Origin of the sequence: Winogradskyella sp. 3972H.M.0a.05 (assembly GCF_040493455.1) — a bacterium.
GTDB lineage: Bacteria > Bacteroidota > Bacteroidia > Flavobacteriales > Flavobacteriaceae > Microcosmobacter.
The window spans coordinates 319,996-338,038 of the sequence record NZ_JANFDA010000001.1 but is presented as its reverse complement, the minus strand read 5'-3'; the positions used below and the strand labels follow the sequence as shown (position 1 = coordinate 338,038).

General features: G+C 31.4%; 16 protein-coding genes. All 16 read left to right on the top strand.

Going from position 1 to position 18,043, the window contains the following annotated elements:
• Positions 1-26 precede the first annotated feature (26 nt).
• The 16 genes from NCE97_RS01500 (at position 27) to NCE97_RS01425 (ending at position 18,043) form a co-directional block, all read left to right on the top strand.
• Positions 27-551 carry a hypothetical protein gene (locus NCE97_RS01500; RefSeq protein ID WP_353777100.1) on the top strand — a complete coding sequence of 175 codons (525 nt, stop codon included), beginning with the start codon at positions 27-29 and terminating at the stop codon, positions 549-551.
• Positions 535-1,161, top strand: a complete 627-nt coding sequence (locus NCE97_RS01495; RefSeq protein ID WP_353777099.1) for an inorganic diphosphatase — start codon at positions 535-537, stop codon at positions 1,159-1,161. The genes NCE97_RS01500 and NCE97_RS01495 overlap by 17 nt, the downstream gene beginning before the upstream one ends.
• The gene (locus NCE97_RS01490) at positions 1,158-2,042 is read left to right on the top strand and encodes a metallophosphoesterase family protein (protein WP_353777098.1); all 885 of its coding nucleotides are present in this window, start codon (positions 1,158-1,160) and stop codon (positions 2,040-2,042) included. The genes NCE97_RS01495 and NCE97_RS01490 overlap by 4 nt, the downstream gene beginning before the upstream one ends.
• Before the next feature lie 53 nt (positions 2,043-2,095).
• Positions 2,096-4,702, top strand: a complete 2,607-nt coding sequence (locus NCE97_RS01485; RefSeq protein WP_353777097.1) for a hypothetical protein — start codon at positions 2,096-2,098, stop codon at positions 4,700-4,702.
• A complete protein-coding gene (locus tag NCE97_RS01480; RefSeq protein ID WP_353777096.1) occupies positions 4,699-5,421 on the top strand; it encodes a VTC domain-containing protein in 723 nt (240 codons plus the stop codon). Before NCE97_RS01485 ends, NCE97_RS01480 begins: the two co-directional genes overlap by 4 nt.
• Positions 5,422-5,435: 14 nt before the next feature.
• On the top strand, positions 5,436-6,116 hold the full coding sequence (locus NCE97_RS01475; RefSeq protein ID WP_353777095.1) for a DUF4956 domain-containing protein: 681 nt from the start codon (positions 5,436-5,438) through the stop codon (positions 6,114-6,116).
• Between the two features lie 9 nt (positions 6,117-6,125).
• Positions 6,126-7,955 carry a phage head spike fiber domain-containing protein gene (locus NCE97_RS01470; RefSeq protein WP_353777094.1) on the top strand — a complete coding sequence of 610 codons (1,830 nt, stop codon included), beginning with the start codon at positions 6,126-6,128 and terminating at the stop codon, positions 7,953-7,955.
• 10 nt (positions 7,956-7,965) lie between these two features.
• Positions 7,966-8,790: a sulfotransferase domain-containing protein gene (locus NCE97_RS01465; protein ID WP_353777093.1), complete on the top strand. Its 825-nt coding sequence runs from the start codon at positions 7,966-7,968 to the stop codon at positions 8,788-8,790.
• A 10-nt stretch (positions 8,791-8,800) separates the two neighbouring features.
• The gene (locus tag NCE97_RS01460) at positions 8,801-10,132 is read left to right on the top strand and encodes an MATE family efflux transporter (protein WP_353777092.1); all 1,332 of its coding nucleotides are present in this window, start codon (positions 8,801-8,803) and stop codon (positions 10,130-10,132) included.
• A gap of 180 nt (positions 10,133-10,312) precedes the next feature.
• Entirely contained in the window at positions 10,313-11,593 is a 1,281-nt protein-coding gene (locus NCE97_RS01455) for an O-antigen polymerase (protein WP_503065108.1), read from the top strand.
• Positions 11,594-12,080: 487 nt separating this feature from the next.
• A complete protein-coding gene (locus NCE97_RS01450) occupies positions 12,081-12,821 on the top strand; it encodes an O-antigen ligase family protein (protein ID WP_353777090.1) in 741 nt (246 codons plus the stop codon).
• Positions 12,814-13,914, top strand: a complete 1,101-nt coding sequence (locus NCE97_RS01445) for a glycosyltransferase family 4 protein (protein WP_353777089.1) — start codon at positions 12,814-12,816, stop codon at positions 13,912-13,914. The genes NCE97_RS01450 and NCE97_RS01445 overlap by 8 nt, the downstream gene beginning before the upstream one ends.
• 2 nt (positions 13,915-13,916) lie before the next feature.
• Positions 13,917-14,480, top strand: a complete 564-nt coding sequence (locus NCE97_RS01440) for a putative colanic acid biosynthesis acetyltransferase (RefSeq protein WP_353777088.1) — start codon at positions 13,917-13,919, stop codon at positions 14,478-14,480.
• A gap of 3 nt (positions 14,481-14,483) precedes the next feature.
• On the top strand, positions 14,484-15,689 hold the full coding sequence (locus NCE97_RS01435) for a glycosyltransferase family 4 protein (RefSeq protein ID WP_353777087.1): 1,206 nt from the start codon (positions 14,484-14,486) through the stop codon (positions 15,687-15,689).
• Between the two features lie 69 nt (positions 15,690-15,758).
• Entirely contained in the window at positions 15,759-17,057 is a 1,299-nt protein-coding gene (locus tag NCE97_RS01430; RefSeq protein WP_353777086.1) for a UDP-glucose dehydrogenase family protein, read from the top strand.
• Positions 17,057-18,043, top strand: coding sequence for a UDP-glucuronic acid decarboxylase family protein (locus NCE97_RS01425; RefSeq protein ID WP_353777085.1), 987 nt, complete (start codon positions 17,057-17,059; stop codon positions 18,041-18,043). The genes NCE97_RS01430 and NCE97_RS01425 overlap by 1 nt, the downstream gene beginning before the upstream one ends.

Below are 18,043 nucleotides of genomic sequence, written 5' to 3'. Positions count from 1 at the left end.
TTGTGCCAATTTAAAAAACTAAGTTGATGAGAAATACTATAATCCTATTTTTAATCTTTAGCCTATTGGGTTGTAAAGGAGAACCAAAGGAAAGCGCTCAGAAATCTGCACAAGAAAACACACCTCCTGAAATAAGCTTAAAAGCTACAATAGTTTTTAAAACAAATACTGAAGACGAGTTTAAGGTAATGATGAACAATATAGAAATAGATGAGTTTCAAAAGAAAAGCATTCATTTTACTGAATCTGTGTTACCCAATTCTAAATATGAAACTATTTCTGTTGATTTTGGAGCTAATAATATTTCTAGAAATATAAACATCAATTTTGGAAGAAAGAATTTAAAGCAAATTCAAATACAATCTATCACGCTTAGTTATGGAGGTAACGAATTATTAATTGAAGGCTCTAATCTTGAAGAACATTTTACGATTAATAAATATATTTCTTATGACAAAGAGACCTTCACGCTTACTACCCAAAAAGTGGAAGGGAGATATAATCCTGCTATAATCCTGAAACAAAAAACGATAAATGGTCTTGTTAGGTAATGGAGGATACAAGATAACCCCAATCCTTTTAATTATTGTCATCTTATTTAGTGCATGCAAGAACAATAATAGTATAGACTATTACTCTTATCAAACATTTTCAGATGAAGGAAACCCATATGCAATAATTGAAATCCCAGCAGGAACCAATAAAAAATTAGAGTATAATTCAGAAGCGAATTCATTTGATGTTGATAAAGAAAATGGAAAAGAAAGGATTATAGATTTTTTGCCATACCCAGGTAATTATGGCTTTATACCATCCACTTATTCCAATACAGATACTGGTGGAGACGGTGATGCTTTAGATGTATTGGTATTATGTGAAAGCCTTAAAACAGGTGCCATTGTTAAAATAATTCCACTAGGAGTGTTAAAATTAATCGATAATGGAGAAATTGACTCAAAGATAATAGCCATCCCTTTTGATGAGTCTAATCAGGTTTTGAGTGCGGAAAACTATTTAGAGTTTTCAAAAAAGTACCCAGAAGTAAAAACCATTATAGAATTATGGTTTTTAAACTACAATCCCAATGACCCTTCTACAATAAGTGGTTGGGGAGATGAAATAGAGGCCTTATCAGAAATTAAGAATAACTTGAAAAGATGAAGAACTGGCAGATTTTTTTTCTAATTAGCTTTTTTATTAGTTGTGACGATTCAAAACAATTAAGCAACTCCTTTTTTATTGCAGGGCATACCTATGGTAGCCCCGAATTAAGATCAAATGAAGATAATACTGATAAAGGATTGTATAAACCGTTCATTGATAAATTTCAATTTTTAGAAGATCAACCAAAAATGGATTTTGGGTTTTTACTTGGGGACTGTGTATGGAAACCAAATGAATGGCCTATTGTTATGGAACAAATGAAAGAGCTTGAAATTCCTACCCATATAGCCAGGGGAAATCATGATGGAGGGCTCAAGCTATTTAAGAAGAATTTTGGAGATTCTTATAAAAAGTTTGTACATAAAGACAATCTTTATATCGTATTGGACAGCAATATTGATAGTTGGAATATAAGTGACGATCAATTAGTATTTTTAATGAACGCCTTAAGAAACGAAGGATCGTCAGTAAACAATATTTTTATTTTTTCCCACCACTTGTTATGGTATTCCAAAACTAAATTTTCCAAACCATTTCCAAATTCCTTGAGCGGTAGACCTGAGACAACCAATTTCTGGTCAAAAATTGAACCCTTGCTTAAAAACCAAACTACACCAGTGTATATTTTTGCAGGTGATGTCGGCGCTTTTTCTAAAGAAAAAAGAAAAAAAGATCATATAATTGAATACTATTACCACAACTACGATAATATTACTTTTGTGGCTTCTGGTATGGGAGGAGGAGTTAGAGACAATTTGATTGTAGTTGATGTTCTAAAGGATGGAACAGTAGACTTTCGATTAATTCATCTTAATGGTACAGACATTAATGGGTTAGGAAAACTTCAAGACTACGTAGATCCTAATTTTACTAATTAAAGATTTACAAAATACTTTTATATTTGCTAACTTTTTAATTTAGCAAAAAGGAAATGAAAACGAAGCTCTATTTAGATAAAAAAACAGTATTTCTATTTTTAGGGGTTCCTTTTCTATGCCTAATATTTATGACCATTTTAGGTGTTAAAAATAAAGGGTTAGTTATTCAAAATGAAGCAAACAAATATCTTGCAGAATTACCTCAAAAGTACGCCTCTAAAGTAGATAGCATTTTCGATCCTGAGGCAGCTTCTATTACAGATACAAAAACCAATAAACTAGGTTTAGAATCCTTTGTTTTGGACAACCAAATACATAGAGAACTAGTAATTATCAAAGAATCTCCTGGCAGTATAGAATTAAATCAGGATTTTAAGAATGGGTTCAATTTAGAGATCTTCCCAGACAACAAAATTTCAGGGAACAAAAGCTCTTTAAAAGAAAAAGTAAATATACTGCCAACCCTCTATAAATATAACGGAAAAGAATATGCCTTATTTAGTATAGAACTACCTCTTATAAATATTGATAAGTTAAAAGTAAGCTACACCCCAAGAGCTAACAAAAAACAAGGCTGGGAGAGAATATTTAATAAAGCATTTAAAGAATTAAAATTTAATGCCTCTGCTTTAAATCAGGCCAAGGATAACCTAACCAATCGATCTAAGCCAAATATTTATTATCCTCTAGCAAAGAAGCTTTTCGATGATTTTGACATAAAATACTTAGAGCACAGATACGATATAAAAGGAGATAGTCTTTTTGAAATAGCGGAATCATTTGAGTCATTTTTGAAGAAAAATACACTTGCGTCTTTGATAGTAAAAACCCCTAGAGCGTTTTTCAGCAGTATAGAAAGTAATAGAAATATTGAAAGCAGTTTATATTCAATAAAAGGAGAAAATTTTCAGGAGATTGAGTCATTAGTAAAGCAACTAAATGACAACGAAATAGAGAATGTTATCGATTTAAAAAAAATAGCTGCCTATTATTCAATATTGTCTTTTCTTTCAGACGGCTGTACCAATCTAGAGCTTCGACTTATATTGAGCGATAATACAGGACTATTAGAGCCTATTTTTGTTGACTCTAATAGTTTAGGAAAAGCTTACAGACATTTACAGAAACCAATACTTCATAACGCAAATTTTTTACAGGAGTATTTAGAAAACTTAAAAAACTTATCCGAGCTAGATATTACTTCAAATGTTATTAACTCTACGGATATAATCAATACTATTTACTCGATAAACGCATATGATGTACGTAATCCCTTTTCTTTAAATTACCTTGAGCTAAATCAGTATAAAATAAAAAAGAACTTATTGCAATCAACTATGATTAAACCAAGATTGATTTCAATAGATAAAAACAAAGTGGTTATAAGTGTTCAAAATATTTCTCATTACCCTGTCACAATAGTAGGATTAAACCACAAGCAAAAAAAAGAAATAGTAAATATTAACCCAAGCATTACACTTTTAGAAAATCAACTGGACACTATTCAAATTGAATTACCAAGAAGCTTCGAGAATTTATTTGTTAGTAAGAAGAAAAAAGCAACGGGGTTTTTATTGCACAAACATATTTATGAACTTTTTGTTTCCTTTCGACCTATGGCAGGAGATAAAAACTTATATGCTTCAATTATACCTTATCAAGAACAGGAGGAAGTAAGTTCTGACTTGTTTAGAGATAAATCACTAATCAATAACCATGAACATATTGTTGTAAAAGAAGCAGAAAAGCTAATTACTTTTCGAAAAGACTCAATAGTAATCAATGAACCTTTAATAGTTCCTGAAGGCTATACATTTAGACTACGACCAGGTATGGTCGTTGACATAGTTAAAGGCGGTAAAATTATTTCGTATTCACCATTGAGGTTTATTGGCAATAAGAAAAAAGGTATAAAAATATATTCTTCAGATAAGAAAGGACAAGGATTATTAGTACTTAGTGCTGAAAAAGAATCCACTCTTAACTATGTTGTTTTTGACGAGCTGTCAAATCCAAAACATGGTTCCTGGAGTGTTACGGGAGCAATAACGTTTTATGAATCACCGGTAAAACTCACGAATACCATTTTTAGTAATAACCATTCGGAAGACGCTCTCAATATTGTAAGAACCAACTTTAGAATTAATAGATGTGAAATTAACAATACTCAGTCAGATGCTTTTGATGGTGATTTTGTTAAAGGGAGAGTAACAAACTCTATCTTCAACAATTTAGGAAATGATGCTATTGATGTATCTGGCTCGGATATAACAGTAAAGAGTGTGTCAATTAAGAATGCTGGAGATAAGGGATTGAGCGCCGGAGAAGATAGTATAATGACTATTATAGACACAGAGGTTGACAATAGTGAAATAGCAGTTGCAGGCAAGGACTTATCTCGAGTTACAGTAGATAATATAAAAATGAGCAACACAAAACTTGGAATCACTGCATTTCAAAAAAAGCCAGAATTTGGCCCATCTAGTATTATCGTTAAAGGAATACAAACAAATAACATAGAAACAGATTATTTGATAGAGAGCTCTTCTACATTATTTGTAGATGGTAAAAAGATTGAGACCACCCAAAATGTAAAAGACCGAATGTATGGAGTCGAATTTGGTAGGAGTAGTGCCGAAACTAGAAACGTAAGTCAATGAAAAAGGAAGAAGCAATAATACTACTAGATAAGGATCATAATTATAGGTATGAACGGAAATTTACTGTTCCAAGAAGCTTTAAAACCAACGAAATTGAACAGGTTATAAAGCAAAACACATTTTTGTTCAATGAAATTTTTGAACAAAGGCAGGTTAATAATATTTATTTTGACACTGTTGGATATAATGATTATTTTGATAATGTATTAGGAGTTTCTGACAGAAAAAAGATTAGAATAAGGTGGTATGGGAGTACATTTGGTTTGATAGAAAAACCCGTACTAGAGATAAAGATTAAAAAAGGATTAGTTGGGGATAAATGGTCTTATAAATTAAACCCGTTTATGTTAGACGAAACTTTTGATTCTAAAAGTATTCAAAATACATTTGAACAATCTAATTTGCCAATACCAATTTTACAATCGTTAAAAATGGTATATCCCGCCCTTTTGAATTCGTACAATCGAAAATATTTTATGTCAGCAAATAATAAATTCAGAATTACATTAGACTTTGATTTGCTTTATTATAAAATTGATCGAAGAATTAACAATTTTAGAAGGCCCCCCTCTAAAGACAAGAATATCATTGTAGAGTTAAAATATGCCCTACAAGAAGATATGCTCTCCTACCATGTTTCCAATCAATTTCCTTTTAGGTTGAATAAGAATTCTAAATATGTTAATGGAGTTAATACAATTAAACAATTTCCTCAATAAAATAAAACTATAAAATGCAAGAACAATCTTTTTTAAACGATTTAACAAATCAATTCACATCAGGAGATTCATCAATCCTAGATTTCCTAATTAATGTCTTAATGACGATAATATTATCATACATTATTGGGTTGATTTATTCAAAATATGGAAATTCCTTATCTAATAGAAAAAAGCTTGCCCAAACCTTTGTTTTGATAGCTGTAACAGTTATGCTTGTAATATCTATTGTAAAATCTTCTTTAGCCCTTTCTCTTGGGCTTGTAGGAGCTTTATCCATAGTCCGTTTTAGAACAGCAATAAAAGAACCAGAGGAATTAGTATACTTCTTTATAGCTATAGCCTTGGGATTGGGTATGGGAGCAAATCAACGTATTGTTACTTTAATTGGGGCTATTATTATTATTCTATATATAGTAATACACAATTCAAGAGCTGTTAAGAGTGTTATGCAGCAAAATTTGGTATTAACCATATCCAATATTTCGAGAGATAAAACACTTGATGAAGCAGAGATAATGAAAATACTCGAAAAGTATTGTTCAAAGATTGATTTAAAACGACTAGATGAAGTTAATGACACTACCGAATTATCATTGAGTGTTGATTTTAATGATTTTGATGCTATAATGAATGCTAAAAATGAATTAAAAGCAATAGGAGGTGTACAGTTTAGTTTTATAGAAAACTACTAGATATTATTTATGAAGCTCAAATCTTCTTCTCGATTTACAATTGTTTTCTTAGCGGGACTTATATTAGTTACCGCTCTTTTAGCAATGTCTCAAATCGAAGACAAAAAAGAAGATAAATACCCATCTGCACCAAGTAAAATAGAACAAGCAACAACGTTAGACTTTGTTCAAATAACCGTTTCTGAAAAATCATACAAGAAGCTCAAGAAAAAACGAGATAAAGCAGTTAGTGTTGGTATATTAGAAACAAATGATAAAGATTATGTACCGGCTACAATTACCTTTAATGGACAGCAGTACAATGCAGAAATTAGATTAAAAGGCGATTGGACCACACACTTAGAAGGGAGTAAGTGGTCATTTAGGGTAAAACTCAAGAATGATAAAACAATAATGGGCATGCGAAAATTTTCGCTGCACCACCCAGCCGCCAGAAATTATCTAGGAGAATGGCTGTACCATAAGGCTATAAAAAAAGAAGGACTTATGGGGCTGAGATATAATTTTGTTGAAGGGAAACTACATGTAAAATCAGGTAAAAATAAATACATAAACATTGATACAGGTATTTATGCCATCGAAGAAACATTCGATAAACGTACAATAGAAAGCAATAAGCGAAAGGAAAGTGTTATTCTGAAGTTTTCTGAAGACTACTGGTGGAATGAAGTAAAGAAAAGTAAAGTTGCAGCAAATAAGTACGGTCTTAAATACAGTGACCTTATGAATTATGATATTGTTACTACTGCAAAAATGCCAATATCAGTATTTTCTGAAGGAAACATTTTAAAAGACAGCGTATTAGGGCATTACTTTAAGCTTTCAAAAAATTTACTTGAAGATTTAATGCAAAACAAAAACAATATTAGCGATGTTTTTGATGTCAAAAAGTTAGCGATGGACAACGCTCTCACAAATTTGTTTGGAGCAGAACATGGCACCTATTTGATTAATATAAGATATTATTATAACCCAATTACTTCTAAGCTTGAGCCCGTAGCTTTTGATGGTAATTCAGGAATTAAGCTTAAAAATTACATTCCATTTAACTTCAAAGGTAAAACTAGAGACTCAGTTTATTTAAAGCACCTGGCTTTTGCTTTACAGAAAGTTAGCCAACCTGAATATATTGAAAATCTTCTCCTCGAAAACAAATCAGAACTAGAAGATTTGCAAAAAGCGCTCAAAACAGAATTTAAGAATAGACTTATATACCCAAAAAATTTAGAATACAATCAAGGTATAATATATCAAGAACTCGAAAATTTAAAGAATGAGTTTAACATCGAGGGCATTGAGATAAAGAAAAGAGAACCAGCATCTAACTTAAAACCAGTTATTAATAATCTTAAAACTTGGGAACTGAAAAACGTTACATTAGCAAAGAATAAACAGAAGTACAAGAATGATGAGATATATCTAATAAAAAGATCAGATGATGATGCTCCAGCTTTTATAAGAAAAAGCTCTATTTCTATAAACAATGGGGGAGAACACGAAATTTCAATAGTTGCTAAGAAAGCTTCAGGAGATGTGCTAGGCTTTAGGATACAAGGAGTTTATCCCAATAGAGTAGATGCATTATTTAACCTTGAAACAGGAAAGGTAATAGATACCTTTAAGCAGGGTTATTTTGAAGGCTTTAATCCATCAATAGAACCATTAGGGGCTGGATGGTATAAATGTACCATGAAAGTTAAAATCAACACTAATAAAGTAAGCGTGATTTTTGGGACAACACTTAAAGAAAAACAAGTATCTGGCTGGGAAGGAGCATTAAGCAATACAGGAGATGTTTTTATTGTGCCAAAAACACTGACTATTAACGAATCAAAATAAATAAAGATTTATGAAGCTTAAACAAACATTAGATAAGTTTGAACATGCTACTAGATTAATTTATATAAACTCAATTACGCTATTAAACAAATCTGTCTTAGTTGTAGAGTATCCCAAATCTGGAGGAACATGGTTGGCTCAGCTCTTATCGGGAAGTTTAGACCTGCCTTTTCCTAGAAATCAATACCCAGTTCTTCAACGAGCGGTATACCATAGTCATTATCAGCCGAAGTATTTAATAGGTAAAAATGAACATATTGTTTGGCTCCTAAGAGATGGCAGAGACATTATGGTATCATCTTATTTTTACCATTTGATATGGAATGACAAGAACAGAAAAGACCCTAAACTGGTTAACTATTACAGAGATAATTTAAAATTCAAAGACTATTCTGATATAAAAACAAACTTATCTGAATACATAGAATTTTTATTTACTGATAAACCCTCCAAACTCAAGTTCTTTAATCACCCAGGTAACTGGACAGATTATAATAATAAATGGTTAAAAGCAACAAAAGACCATAAAAATATTTATTCTATAAAGTATGAAGATATGCTAAATGATACTTCTGAAGCATTAACGAACTTACATACAAAAATGTTCCCCGATAAGGAAGTTGACCAAAATATTATAAAGCAAGTTGTAGATAAATATTCATTCGAAAATCAAACCAAGCGCAGTAGAGGAGAAGAAAACACTAATAGCTTTCTAAGAAAAGGAATATCTGGGGATTGGAAGAATTATTTTGATGAGAATAGCAAAGCCGTCTTTAAAAAGCATGCTGGAGACATGTTAATTAAGCTTGGCTATGCTCAAGACAACAATTGGTAAATAGTCCTTGATGCTAGTCTCTAAGACAATACAAAACCTAAAAGACAATCTAGTAAGAAAAAGTATCAATGTACTTATTCTGAGAGTTCTTGGAGCCACATTACAAATAGCAGTTTTATTGCTAATAACCAATTTTGCAGAAGAAGAGCTAGTTGGTAAATACAACTATTTTAATTCTATCATTATTCTATTAGGAGCTGTCATCCTATTAGGGATGAATACAGCTTTTCTTCAATTTTCGGGGAAGCTAGAAGCAATAGGAGATTTTAAAGAAATAGTTTTTTTATATAGAAAAAAAATAATAATCCTTATTTCAACCTTCTCGTTATCTCTGCTAATATACTTAGCTTTAGCCTACTTATTTAATATACCATACTTACAAGATCCAGAAATTAAGTTTGTACTAGACAAGGTGTTTTGTGCATTATTGCCTTACACATTAACGCTATTGAATATAGAAGTTTTGAGAGCTTTAGACTTCCTCTACCTTTCCGAATTATTACGAAATATTGGAAGATTTGGCTTGCTACTTTTATTTGTTTTAGTACTTATTCTAAAGGATAATATAATCTACATACTAGATGCCTTTATTTTATCTTTTGTTGTATTGGCTTTAATTTCGACGTTTGTTATTATATATAGATTTTGGAGTTTTAAACCCTTAAAGGCTAGTAAGAAAATAGGATTTAGAGAGATTATAAAAACATCATTTCCGATGTCTTTTGGTCTGCTTTCGCTATTAATAATGCAGAGTGTTGATGTCTATGTGCTAGAATTATATTACTCTTTTACAGTTGTAGCATATTATGGGGTAGCAATAAAGATATCATCCGTTGTAGCTATTATTCTCAGTTCAATTAATGCCACAATTGCACCAAAGATTTCCAAGCTTTTTTTTGGAGAAAACATGCAAGAGTTAAGAAAAGTAATTTTAAAGGCTACTACGCTCAATATGATTTTGACAGTCCCTTTAATTTTATTTATCATTTTGTTTTCTGATTTGATTTTGTCTTTTTTTGGTGAAAGCTATGTAATAGCAAAGCAAGCACTGTATATTATACTTTTTGGACAAACAATAAATGCGTTTTGTGGTCCAGTTGGCTTATATTTGAACATGACAGGAAAGCAAGTATTATTTCAAAAAATATTAATTTTTGCATTGATTATAAATTTGGGGATGAACTTTATTTTGATTCCAAAATATGAAATGATTGGAGCATCCATTAGTACAGCTTTTTCGTTTATATTTTGGAATATTGGGGGATTAATATTGGTGTATAAAAAGGATAAGGTTAATCTATCTCTTTTCAATTTTAACAAAATTAGATCCTTTAGAAGGTAATTGATTATTTAAATGAAGCTCAATAATTTTATAATCGGTTTGTATTTATTAGTAAGTGCACTCTTGTTTATTTCTTTTTTTGAAAACTTATTTGTGTGGGGGTCTTTCTTTGCCAATTGGTTGTTTCTTACCATTATGTTTATTTATCATTTAAAGATTGAAAAGACATATTCACCCTTCTTGTCAGCATATATAACGTTCAATTTTCTGTTTTTTATTTTAGCTCCAATGGTGCAGATAGGCTCTTTCGATGAACAGAGCCATGCGTTTCCTAACTATTTTCCATATTCCGAATCTAAAGTTGTTTATGCCAATGTTTTAATCCTATGCTTCCATTTTTGCTTTTTCATGAGTTACTTGTTCTTCAAAAAAAGACACTTAAAGAAGCCAAGTACGATAACAGTAAAGGATATAAACAGTAAATACACACCCTTAACGGTACTTATTATACTATTGGCTGGGATTATGACATTATACTTAAGTAGAAGCTATATAATTAACCTATTTACTGAGTCCCATTGGATAACTAATGCTAGGTATAATATTTCGGTTTCTGGACAGCTAATTCTAAAGAAGGTACTTTATATGATGCCTTTAGGAGCAATTGTATTGATAAAAAGCTACTTTCAAAACAACAGAAAGATTACAAACAACGCGATCATCCTTTTTTTAGTATATATATTACTGATTACACTTTTATTGGTTTTTAAAAACCCTTTGACTGAAAAGAGAAATGCAATAGGACCAATTTATATAACATTATTATTCCTATTTGCACCCAAAACGTTGAATAGTAATTCTAAATCTTTTCTTTTCTTATTTTTCTCATTAGTTATTTTATTTCCCTTAGTTGCTGGATTAACACATCTAGATGCTACTATAATGGAAATAATAAATAATCCAAGCCTTATTACTGAACATTATGAAAAAGAAGGCATTGTATCTAGTTTTTTCACCCTACACTATGATGCATTTGCCAATGTAATGGCAACAGCTGAATATGTTAGCAAACATGGTATGTCATTTGGTTTTCAGCTATTAAGCGGCTTATTGTTTTTTGTGCCTCGAAGCATTTGGGCATCTAAACCAACATCTACTGGAGAGTTAATAGGGAATTATGTCATAGATGAATATGATTTTGTATATCATAACCTATCTAACCCCATGGTTTCTGAGGGCTATATTAATTTTGGATTTATAGGAATTATTTTAATGGCAACAGCCCTTGCTTATTTTGTAGTTAAATTGCTAAACTGGTTATTTAGTAATGATCCCTTAAAGAGAATCATGGCGTTTTATTTTTCTGTTCACTTATTGTTTTTCCTAAGAGGTGATTTTACTAATGGTTTCTCATACTTTATTGGAACACTTATAGGAGTTATGTTGATACCAAAAGCAATAAATGTCTTTTTAGCTTGGTCTTTCAAGAAGAAGAAAAGAGTAAATGAATCAAATGCTTAATCTACAAAAACAACATATCAGGTTTTTTTTTGAGTCTGGCTTTTTGTTTTTTGGAGTTTCATTATTATTCACAGAAAACCTAAGAAATATAGCCCTGTTTTTTTTAATCCTGTTTGTAGTGTTAACGGTATTGTTCAATAACTTCAAGTCATTACCAAGCCTAAAAAACAAAACCCTAATAATAAATACGATTTACTTTTTTGTCATTGCAATTAGTCTACTTTATACAGACAATTTTAATTATGGACTAAAAAGAGTTATGGTTTCTTTTGGGATACTGATACTCCCCATAAGTGTATATCTTTACAAATCATTATATATTTCCGATTTTAGAGCATTAAAGAATAGACTATACTTGCTCATTTTTTTCTCGTGTATAATTTTCTTTATAGGGGTTTTTATCCACAATTATTTCAATGACCATATTAACTGGCTCATATTTCGCGATTACAGCGAGAGATTAAACTCAAAGTATGGGAAATACTCAATGCATCCAATATATGCTTCATTGTATCTAAGCATTTCTTTGGTGTTTGCTGTGCATATTTACAAACTTATTACCACCAAGTTAAAAAAAGTAGTCTTCTTAATTTGTGTTGTTTTTCTAGCAATAATTTTAGCAATACTTACACGTAAAGGAATAATTGCAACGTCATTTTTAATCTTTTTGATCCACTTTTCAAAAAATCAAAAAAGGCGAAACCTTATATGGTTTTTGATTATAACATTTGGACTGTTGATAATTGGATATAACATACCACCAATAAAGAATAGATTTTCAGAATTATTAGAGGCTTTTTTAAATTCTAACAACAGCAAGTTGGGATCCACAACAATAAGGATGATGATATATGACTGTAGTTTGAGTTTAATTGGAGATAATCCATTATTAGGATACGGAGTTGGCGATACAAAGGCAGTCCTATCTGAGTGTTATTTTACAAACTCAAACATAACAATAAAAGAATACTATAATTCTCACAATCAATTTTTAAGTGCTTGGTTAGCTGCTGGAGTTATTGGGGTAGCTTCATTATTAGGGATGGTTTTATACAATCTTAAATTGGCAATCAAATCTTCAAGCTTTGTGCATATTTCAGTTATTATTTTGTTTTTTGTGTCCATGTTGACTGAAAATATTTTAGAAAGACAGAACGGAGTGCTGCTTTTTTCGTTTATTATTAATTTATTTGCATTCGAAGCGTACAAAAAAACTGTAAATGAATAAGAAGCAAACAGATGTGTTGTTAATTGGACCACTACCAGACCCAATAACAGGCGCATCTTTAGGGAACAAAATTGTTGTTGATAATTTAGGTAATTCAGGAGATTATAAGATGGATTCTATTAACATGTCTTATAATAAATTTGATGAAAACATTGGGGTTTTTTCCTGGTCCAAGCTTCTGTTCTATCTCAAATTTAATTTTTTGGCCTACAAGATTTTTAAGTCAGATAAAATTTATATGGTTCCTGGTCAAACATTTCTTGGAATATCAAAATATACTATTTTTATCTTTCTTAGCAAGTTACTAGGGAAAGAACTCATCGTACATATTCATGGAAATTTTGTTGGCAGACAGTATAAGCTTCTCAAAGGCTTCAAAAAAAAATATTTTAAAGCATTGCTAAGCAAAAGCAACAAAGGGATAGTTTCTTCGGAGTCCTTAACACACAATATGGATTCTTTTATCGATAATGACAAAATCCATGTTTTATATAATTTTTTGGAAGACTATCTGTTTTTAGACCAAGAACAAGTAGAACAAAAACTTCAAGAAAAATCTTTGAGAATAGTATATTTAAGTAATCTTATGGAAGAAAAAGGGATTTTCGACCTACTAGAGGCTTTAACATTATTGGAAAAAAATGGCATTGAATATAAAGCAAAGATTGCAGGCAATATAGATGAAAGGCATAGAACTAGAATAGAGAGTTATTTTAATAAATTAAGAAACGCAGAATACTGCGGCATTGTATCTGGTCAAAGCAAGAAAGAACTTTTTGCTTGGGCAAATGTGTTTGTTTTACCAACTTTTTATACTATGGAAGCACAACCATTTGCTATTATAGAAGCTATGGGGACGGGTAGTTTAATTATAACTACAAGGCATGCAGGAATTCCTGATATTTTTGAAGATAAAATAAACGGCTTTTATGTAGATAAGCAAAGTGCGTCAAGTATTTTTGATAAGCTTGTAAAAGTAAAGGAAAACCCAGAGGATAGTACAAACATCAGAAGACATAACATAGAGTATGCTCAGTCTAAATATAGTGTGCAAAATTATATTGATAATTTGACACAAATACTCGAAGCCTAAAAATGGATACAAAAGAGAAATACAATTTTCAAAACCTTAATCTATATAGGACCCCTAAAGGTTTTAGAGGAAGGTCTAAGGTTGTAGTTCAATTATGGCGAATAGTATATGTTGTGTTTTTTAGAACTTCTCCTCAATTTATGTACTCATGGAGACGGTTTTTATTAAATTCCTTTGGAGCCAAAATAGGTAAAGGAGTAATTATAAGACCAAGTGCCCAAGTCACTTATCCCTGGAAAATTACAATTGGTGATTATAGTTGGATTGGAGATGATGTTGTATTATATTCACTTGGTGAAATTGAAATAGGAGCTAATACGGTTATCTCTCAAAAGTGCTATATATGTACAGGTTCTCATGAATATAATTCTGAGGATTTTAGTATTTTTTCTAAGAAGATTACAATTGGAAACAAATGTTGGTTAGCCACAGATGTGTACGTTGCACCAAATATAAGCATCGAGGATAATACGGTCGTAGGAGCAAGAAGTAGTGTTTTTAAAAACCTACCAAAAGGAAAAGTTTGTGTTGGGAATCCAGCCAAGCCAATTAAAGATCGATTTTGAGATTTGGAAAGAAAAAATATTACGCTAATTAGCCTAAATTATGCCCCTGAGGATTCTGCTATAGGTTTGTACTCTACCCAATGGGCAGAATTTTTATCAAAACAAGGATATAATATATCAGTACTAACTGCTTTTCCTTATTATCCTCAATGGAGGATAAATAATGACTATAGACAAAAATCTACATTCCTTAAGGAAGAGGAAAATGGAATCAAGATATACAGGTATAAACAATATGTACCCAGTAAACCAACTTTTTTCAAGAGGGTCGTGCACATGTTGGATTTTACTTTTGGGACTTTTATTAACTCCTATAAAATAAAAAAATCTGATTTAGTAATTGCCGTTGTTCCATTTACCACATCAACATTAATAGGATACATTTTAAAGAAAAGACTAAAGGCTAAGTTATGGATACATATTCAAGACTTTGAGTTCGATGCAGCAATTCAAACAGGCTTGGGTAACAAAAAATCTATTTTGTTTTCCTTTCTTTTTAGAATAGAAAAATGGTTGTTTTCTAAAGCAGATATAGCAAGCACCATAAGTAAAAGTATGATTAAGAAATTGTCGAACAAGACAAGCTCAGATAAGTTTTACTTCCCAAATTGGATTGACGAGAATTTTGTAAACCCAAAGAGATCAAATACTCATAAATATTTATCTTCTCAGAAGATAAAACTACTATACTCAGGAAATATTGGAGATAAACAAGACTGGAGCACTTTTGTAAAATTTTGCAATGAATTAAACCCGGATATATATGATATCATTATAGTAGGAGATGGCTCCATGAAAAAATGGCTACAGGAAGAACTAAGAGACAATAATAATGTTACAATTCATCCACCAGTACCTTATCAAGAATTATCCGATCTACTTTGTAGTTGTGATGCTCATTTATTATTCCTAAAACAAGATGTTATAGATACAGTCATGCCGTCTAAAGTGCTAGGAATGATGGCAAGTGAAAAGCCATCAATTGTTATAGGACATGGTAAATCCGAAGTTAAATCAATAATTGATGAATCAAAAGGAGGGCTCTATTTTACAGAATACTCCGATGCTATAATTGAAATGGTTAACGACTTATTCCAAAACGAAAATGATTATCTAAATATGGGCAAAAATGCAAGGGCCTACATACTAGACCATTTCTCCAAAGAACAAATAATGTCTAGCTTCATAGAAAAGCTTTCAGAGATTTAAAAATCAATTATTAAATAGATCAGAATAGTTAATTATACTTAATTACATTTGCATAAATAAAAAAATAATATGAAAATAACAGTTGTCGGAACTGGTTACGTAGGTTTAGTAACGGGTACATGCTTAGCAGAGACAGGAAATGAAGTTTTATGTATTGATATAGATGAACAAAAAGTTGAGAAAATGAAAAATGGAGAGGTTCCAATTTACGAGCCTCATCTAGATGTAATCTTTGAAAGAAACTTAAAAGCAGAACGGTTAAAATTTTCTACATCATTAAAAGAAGGTCTAGATCATGGTTCTGTTATTTTTTTAGCCCTACCAACTCCTGAAGATGAAGACGGATCAGCAGACTTAAAATATATTCTAGGCGTAGCACACGATATAGGCAAGCTAATCAAAGATTATAAGGTAATCGTTGATAAAAGTACTGTGCCAGTTGGGACATCAAAAAAAGTAGAAGAAGCAATTAGAGAACATACAGATGTAGAATTTGATGTGGTTTCTAATCCTGAATTTTTAAGAGAAGGTTTTGCTGTTGATGATTTTCTAAAACCGGAACGTATTGTTGTAGGCTCTGATTCACAAAGAGCCTTAGAAATAATGAAAAAGATTTACAAGCCTTACGTTAGATCCGGGAACCCAATCATTACAATGGATGAAAAATCCGCTGAACTTACTAAATATGCTGCAAACTCATTTTTGGCTACAAAAATCACGTTCATGAATGAAATAGCCAACTTTTGCGAAAAAGTAGGAGCAGATGTAGACAAGGTAAGAATTGGAATGGGGACTGATTCCAGAATTGGAAAAAGATTCTTATTTCCAGGAATAGGATACGGAGGGTCTTGTTTCCCAAAAGATGTAAAAGCACTTAATAAATCAGGGAAAGACATTGGGTATGATTTTAAAATATTAGATGCTGTTATCGACATTAATAGTAAGCAAAAGACTATCTTAATCCCAAGAATAAAAGATTATTTCAATAACAACTTAGAAGGAAGAAAAATAGCTATTTGGGGATTGGCATTCAAGCCAGAAACAGATGACATTAGAGAAGCCCCTTCACTCTATATGATTGAAGAGCTTCTTGCTTCAGGAGCAACTATCAATGCATTTGACCCTGAAGCAATGCCTAACGTTCAACGGAAGCTAGGTGATAGAATTTCATTTGCTAACACTATGTACGATGCCCTAGATAATGCTGATGCGCTGGTTATTTGTACAGAATGGAGTATTTTTAGAACACCAGATTTCTCCAAAATTAGAAATAGAATGAAAGACTCAGTTATTTTTGATGGGAGAAATTTGTATGATTTAAACGAAATTAAAAAAGAAGTAGAATATTATAGTTCAATTGGTAGATAATGAAGAGAATTCTTATTACAGGAGCTGCGGGGTTTTTAGGGTCTCATTTGTGTGACAAATTCATTAATGAAGGATTCTATGTTATAGGGATGGACAACCTAATTACAGGAGACCTCAAAAACATAGCTCACCTTTTCCCGAATGAAAACTTTGAATTTCATAATCACGATGTTACAAGATTTGTGCATGTTTCTGGGAAATTAGATTACATCTTACACTTCGCTTCTCCAGCCAGCCCAATAGATTATTTAAAAATACCAATTCAGACCTTAAAAGTAGGTGCGCTTGGCACACACAATTTATTAGGACTAGCAAAAGAAAAAAAATCCAGAATACTCATAGCATCTACCTCCGAAATTTATGGTGATCCTTTAGTTCACCCTCAAACCGAAGATTACTATGGTAATGTAAATACAATTGGTCCCAGAGGGGTTTACGATGAAGCAAAGCGTTTTCAAGAATCTATTACTATGGCATATAATAGATTTCATGGTTTGGAAACTAGAATAGTAAGGATCTTTAATACCTATGGCCCAAGAATGCGATTAAATGATGGTAGAGTAATTCCTGCATTTATGGGACAAGCGTTAAGAGGAGAAGATCTTACAGTTTTTGGAGATGGATCTCAGACCAGATCTTTTTGTTATGTAGATGATCAAGTAGATGGGATTTACCGTTTGCTATTTAGTGATTATGATTTACCAGTAAACATTGGAAACCCAAACGAAATAAGTATTCTTGATTTTGCGAAAGAGATTATAAAGCTAACGGATTCTGATCAAAAAATAATATTTAAACCTTTACCCAAGGATGATCCCTTACAAAGGCAACCAAATATTGATTTAGCAAAAAAAATATTAAATTGGAAACCTAAAGTTGATAGAGAGGAAGGGATGAAGAAGACATACCAATACTTCAAAGAACTACCACAAGAAGAACTATATAAAAGAGAACATAAAGATTTTACCAAGCATATAAAACGATAA

Excerpts from the sequence above, each read along its gene's own strand:
- NCE97_RS01500 (WP_353777100.1), top strand. The coding sequence starts at position 27 with ATGAGAAATACTATAATCCTATTTTTAATCTTTAGCCTATTGGGTTGT.
- NCE97_RS01495 (WP_353777099.1), top strand. The coding sequence starts at position 535 with ATGGTCTTGTTAGGTAATGGAGGATACAAGATAACCCCAATCCTTTTA.
- NCE97_RS01490 (WP_353777098.1), top strand. The coding sequence starts at position 1,158 with ATGAAGAACTGGCAGATTTTTTTTCTAATTAGCTTTTTTATTAGTTGT.
- NCE97_RS01485 (WP_353777097.1), top strand. The coding sequence starts at position 2,096 with ATGAAAACGAAGCTCTATTTAGATAAAAAAACAGTATTTCTATTTTTA.
- NCE97_RS01480 (WP_353777096.1), top strand. The coding sequence starts at position 4,699 with ATGAAAAAGGAAGAAGCAATAATACTACTAGATAAGGATCATAATTAT.
- NCE97_RS01475 (WP_353777095.1), top strand. The coding sequence starts at position 5,436 with ATGCAAGAACAATCTTTTTTAAACGATTTAACAAATCAATTCACATCA.
- NCE97_RS01470 (WP_353777094.1), top strand. The coding sequence starts at position 6,126 with ATGAAGCTCAAATCTTCTTCTCGATTTACAATTGTTTTCTTAGCGGGA.
- NCE97_RS01465 (WP_353777093.1), top strand. The coding sequence starts at position 7,966 with ATGAAGCTTAAACAAACATTAGATAAGTTTGAACATGCTACTAGATTA.
- NCE97_RS01460 (WP_353777092.1), top strand. The coding sequence starts at position 8,801 with ATGCTAGTCTCTAAGACAATACAAAACCTAAAAGACAATCTAGTAAGA.
- NCE97_RS01450 (WP_353777090.1), top strand. The coding sequence starts at position 12,081 with ATGCATCCAATATATGCTTCATTGTATCTAAGCATTTCTTTGGTGTTT.
- NCE97_RS01445 (WP_353777089.1), top strand. The coding sequence starts at position 12,814 with ATGAATAAGAAGCAAACAGATGTGTTGTTAATTGGACCACTACCAGAC.
- NCE97_RS01440 (WP_353777088.1), top strand. The coding sequence starts at position 13,917 with ATGGATACAAAAGAGAAATACAATTTTCAAAACCTTAATCTATATAGG.
- NCE97_RS01430 (WP_353777086.1), top strand. The coding sequence starts at position 15,759 with ATGAAAATAACAGTTGTCGGAACTGGTTACGTAGGTTTAGTAACGGGT.
- NCE97_RS01425 (WP_353777085.1), top strand. The coding sequence starts at position 17,057 with ATGAAGAGAATTCTTATTACAGGAGCTGCGGGGTTTTTAGGGTCTCAT.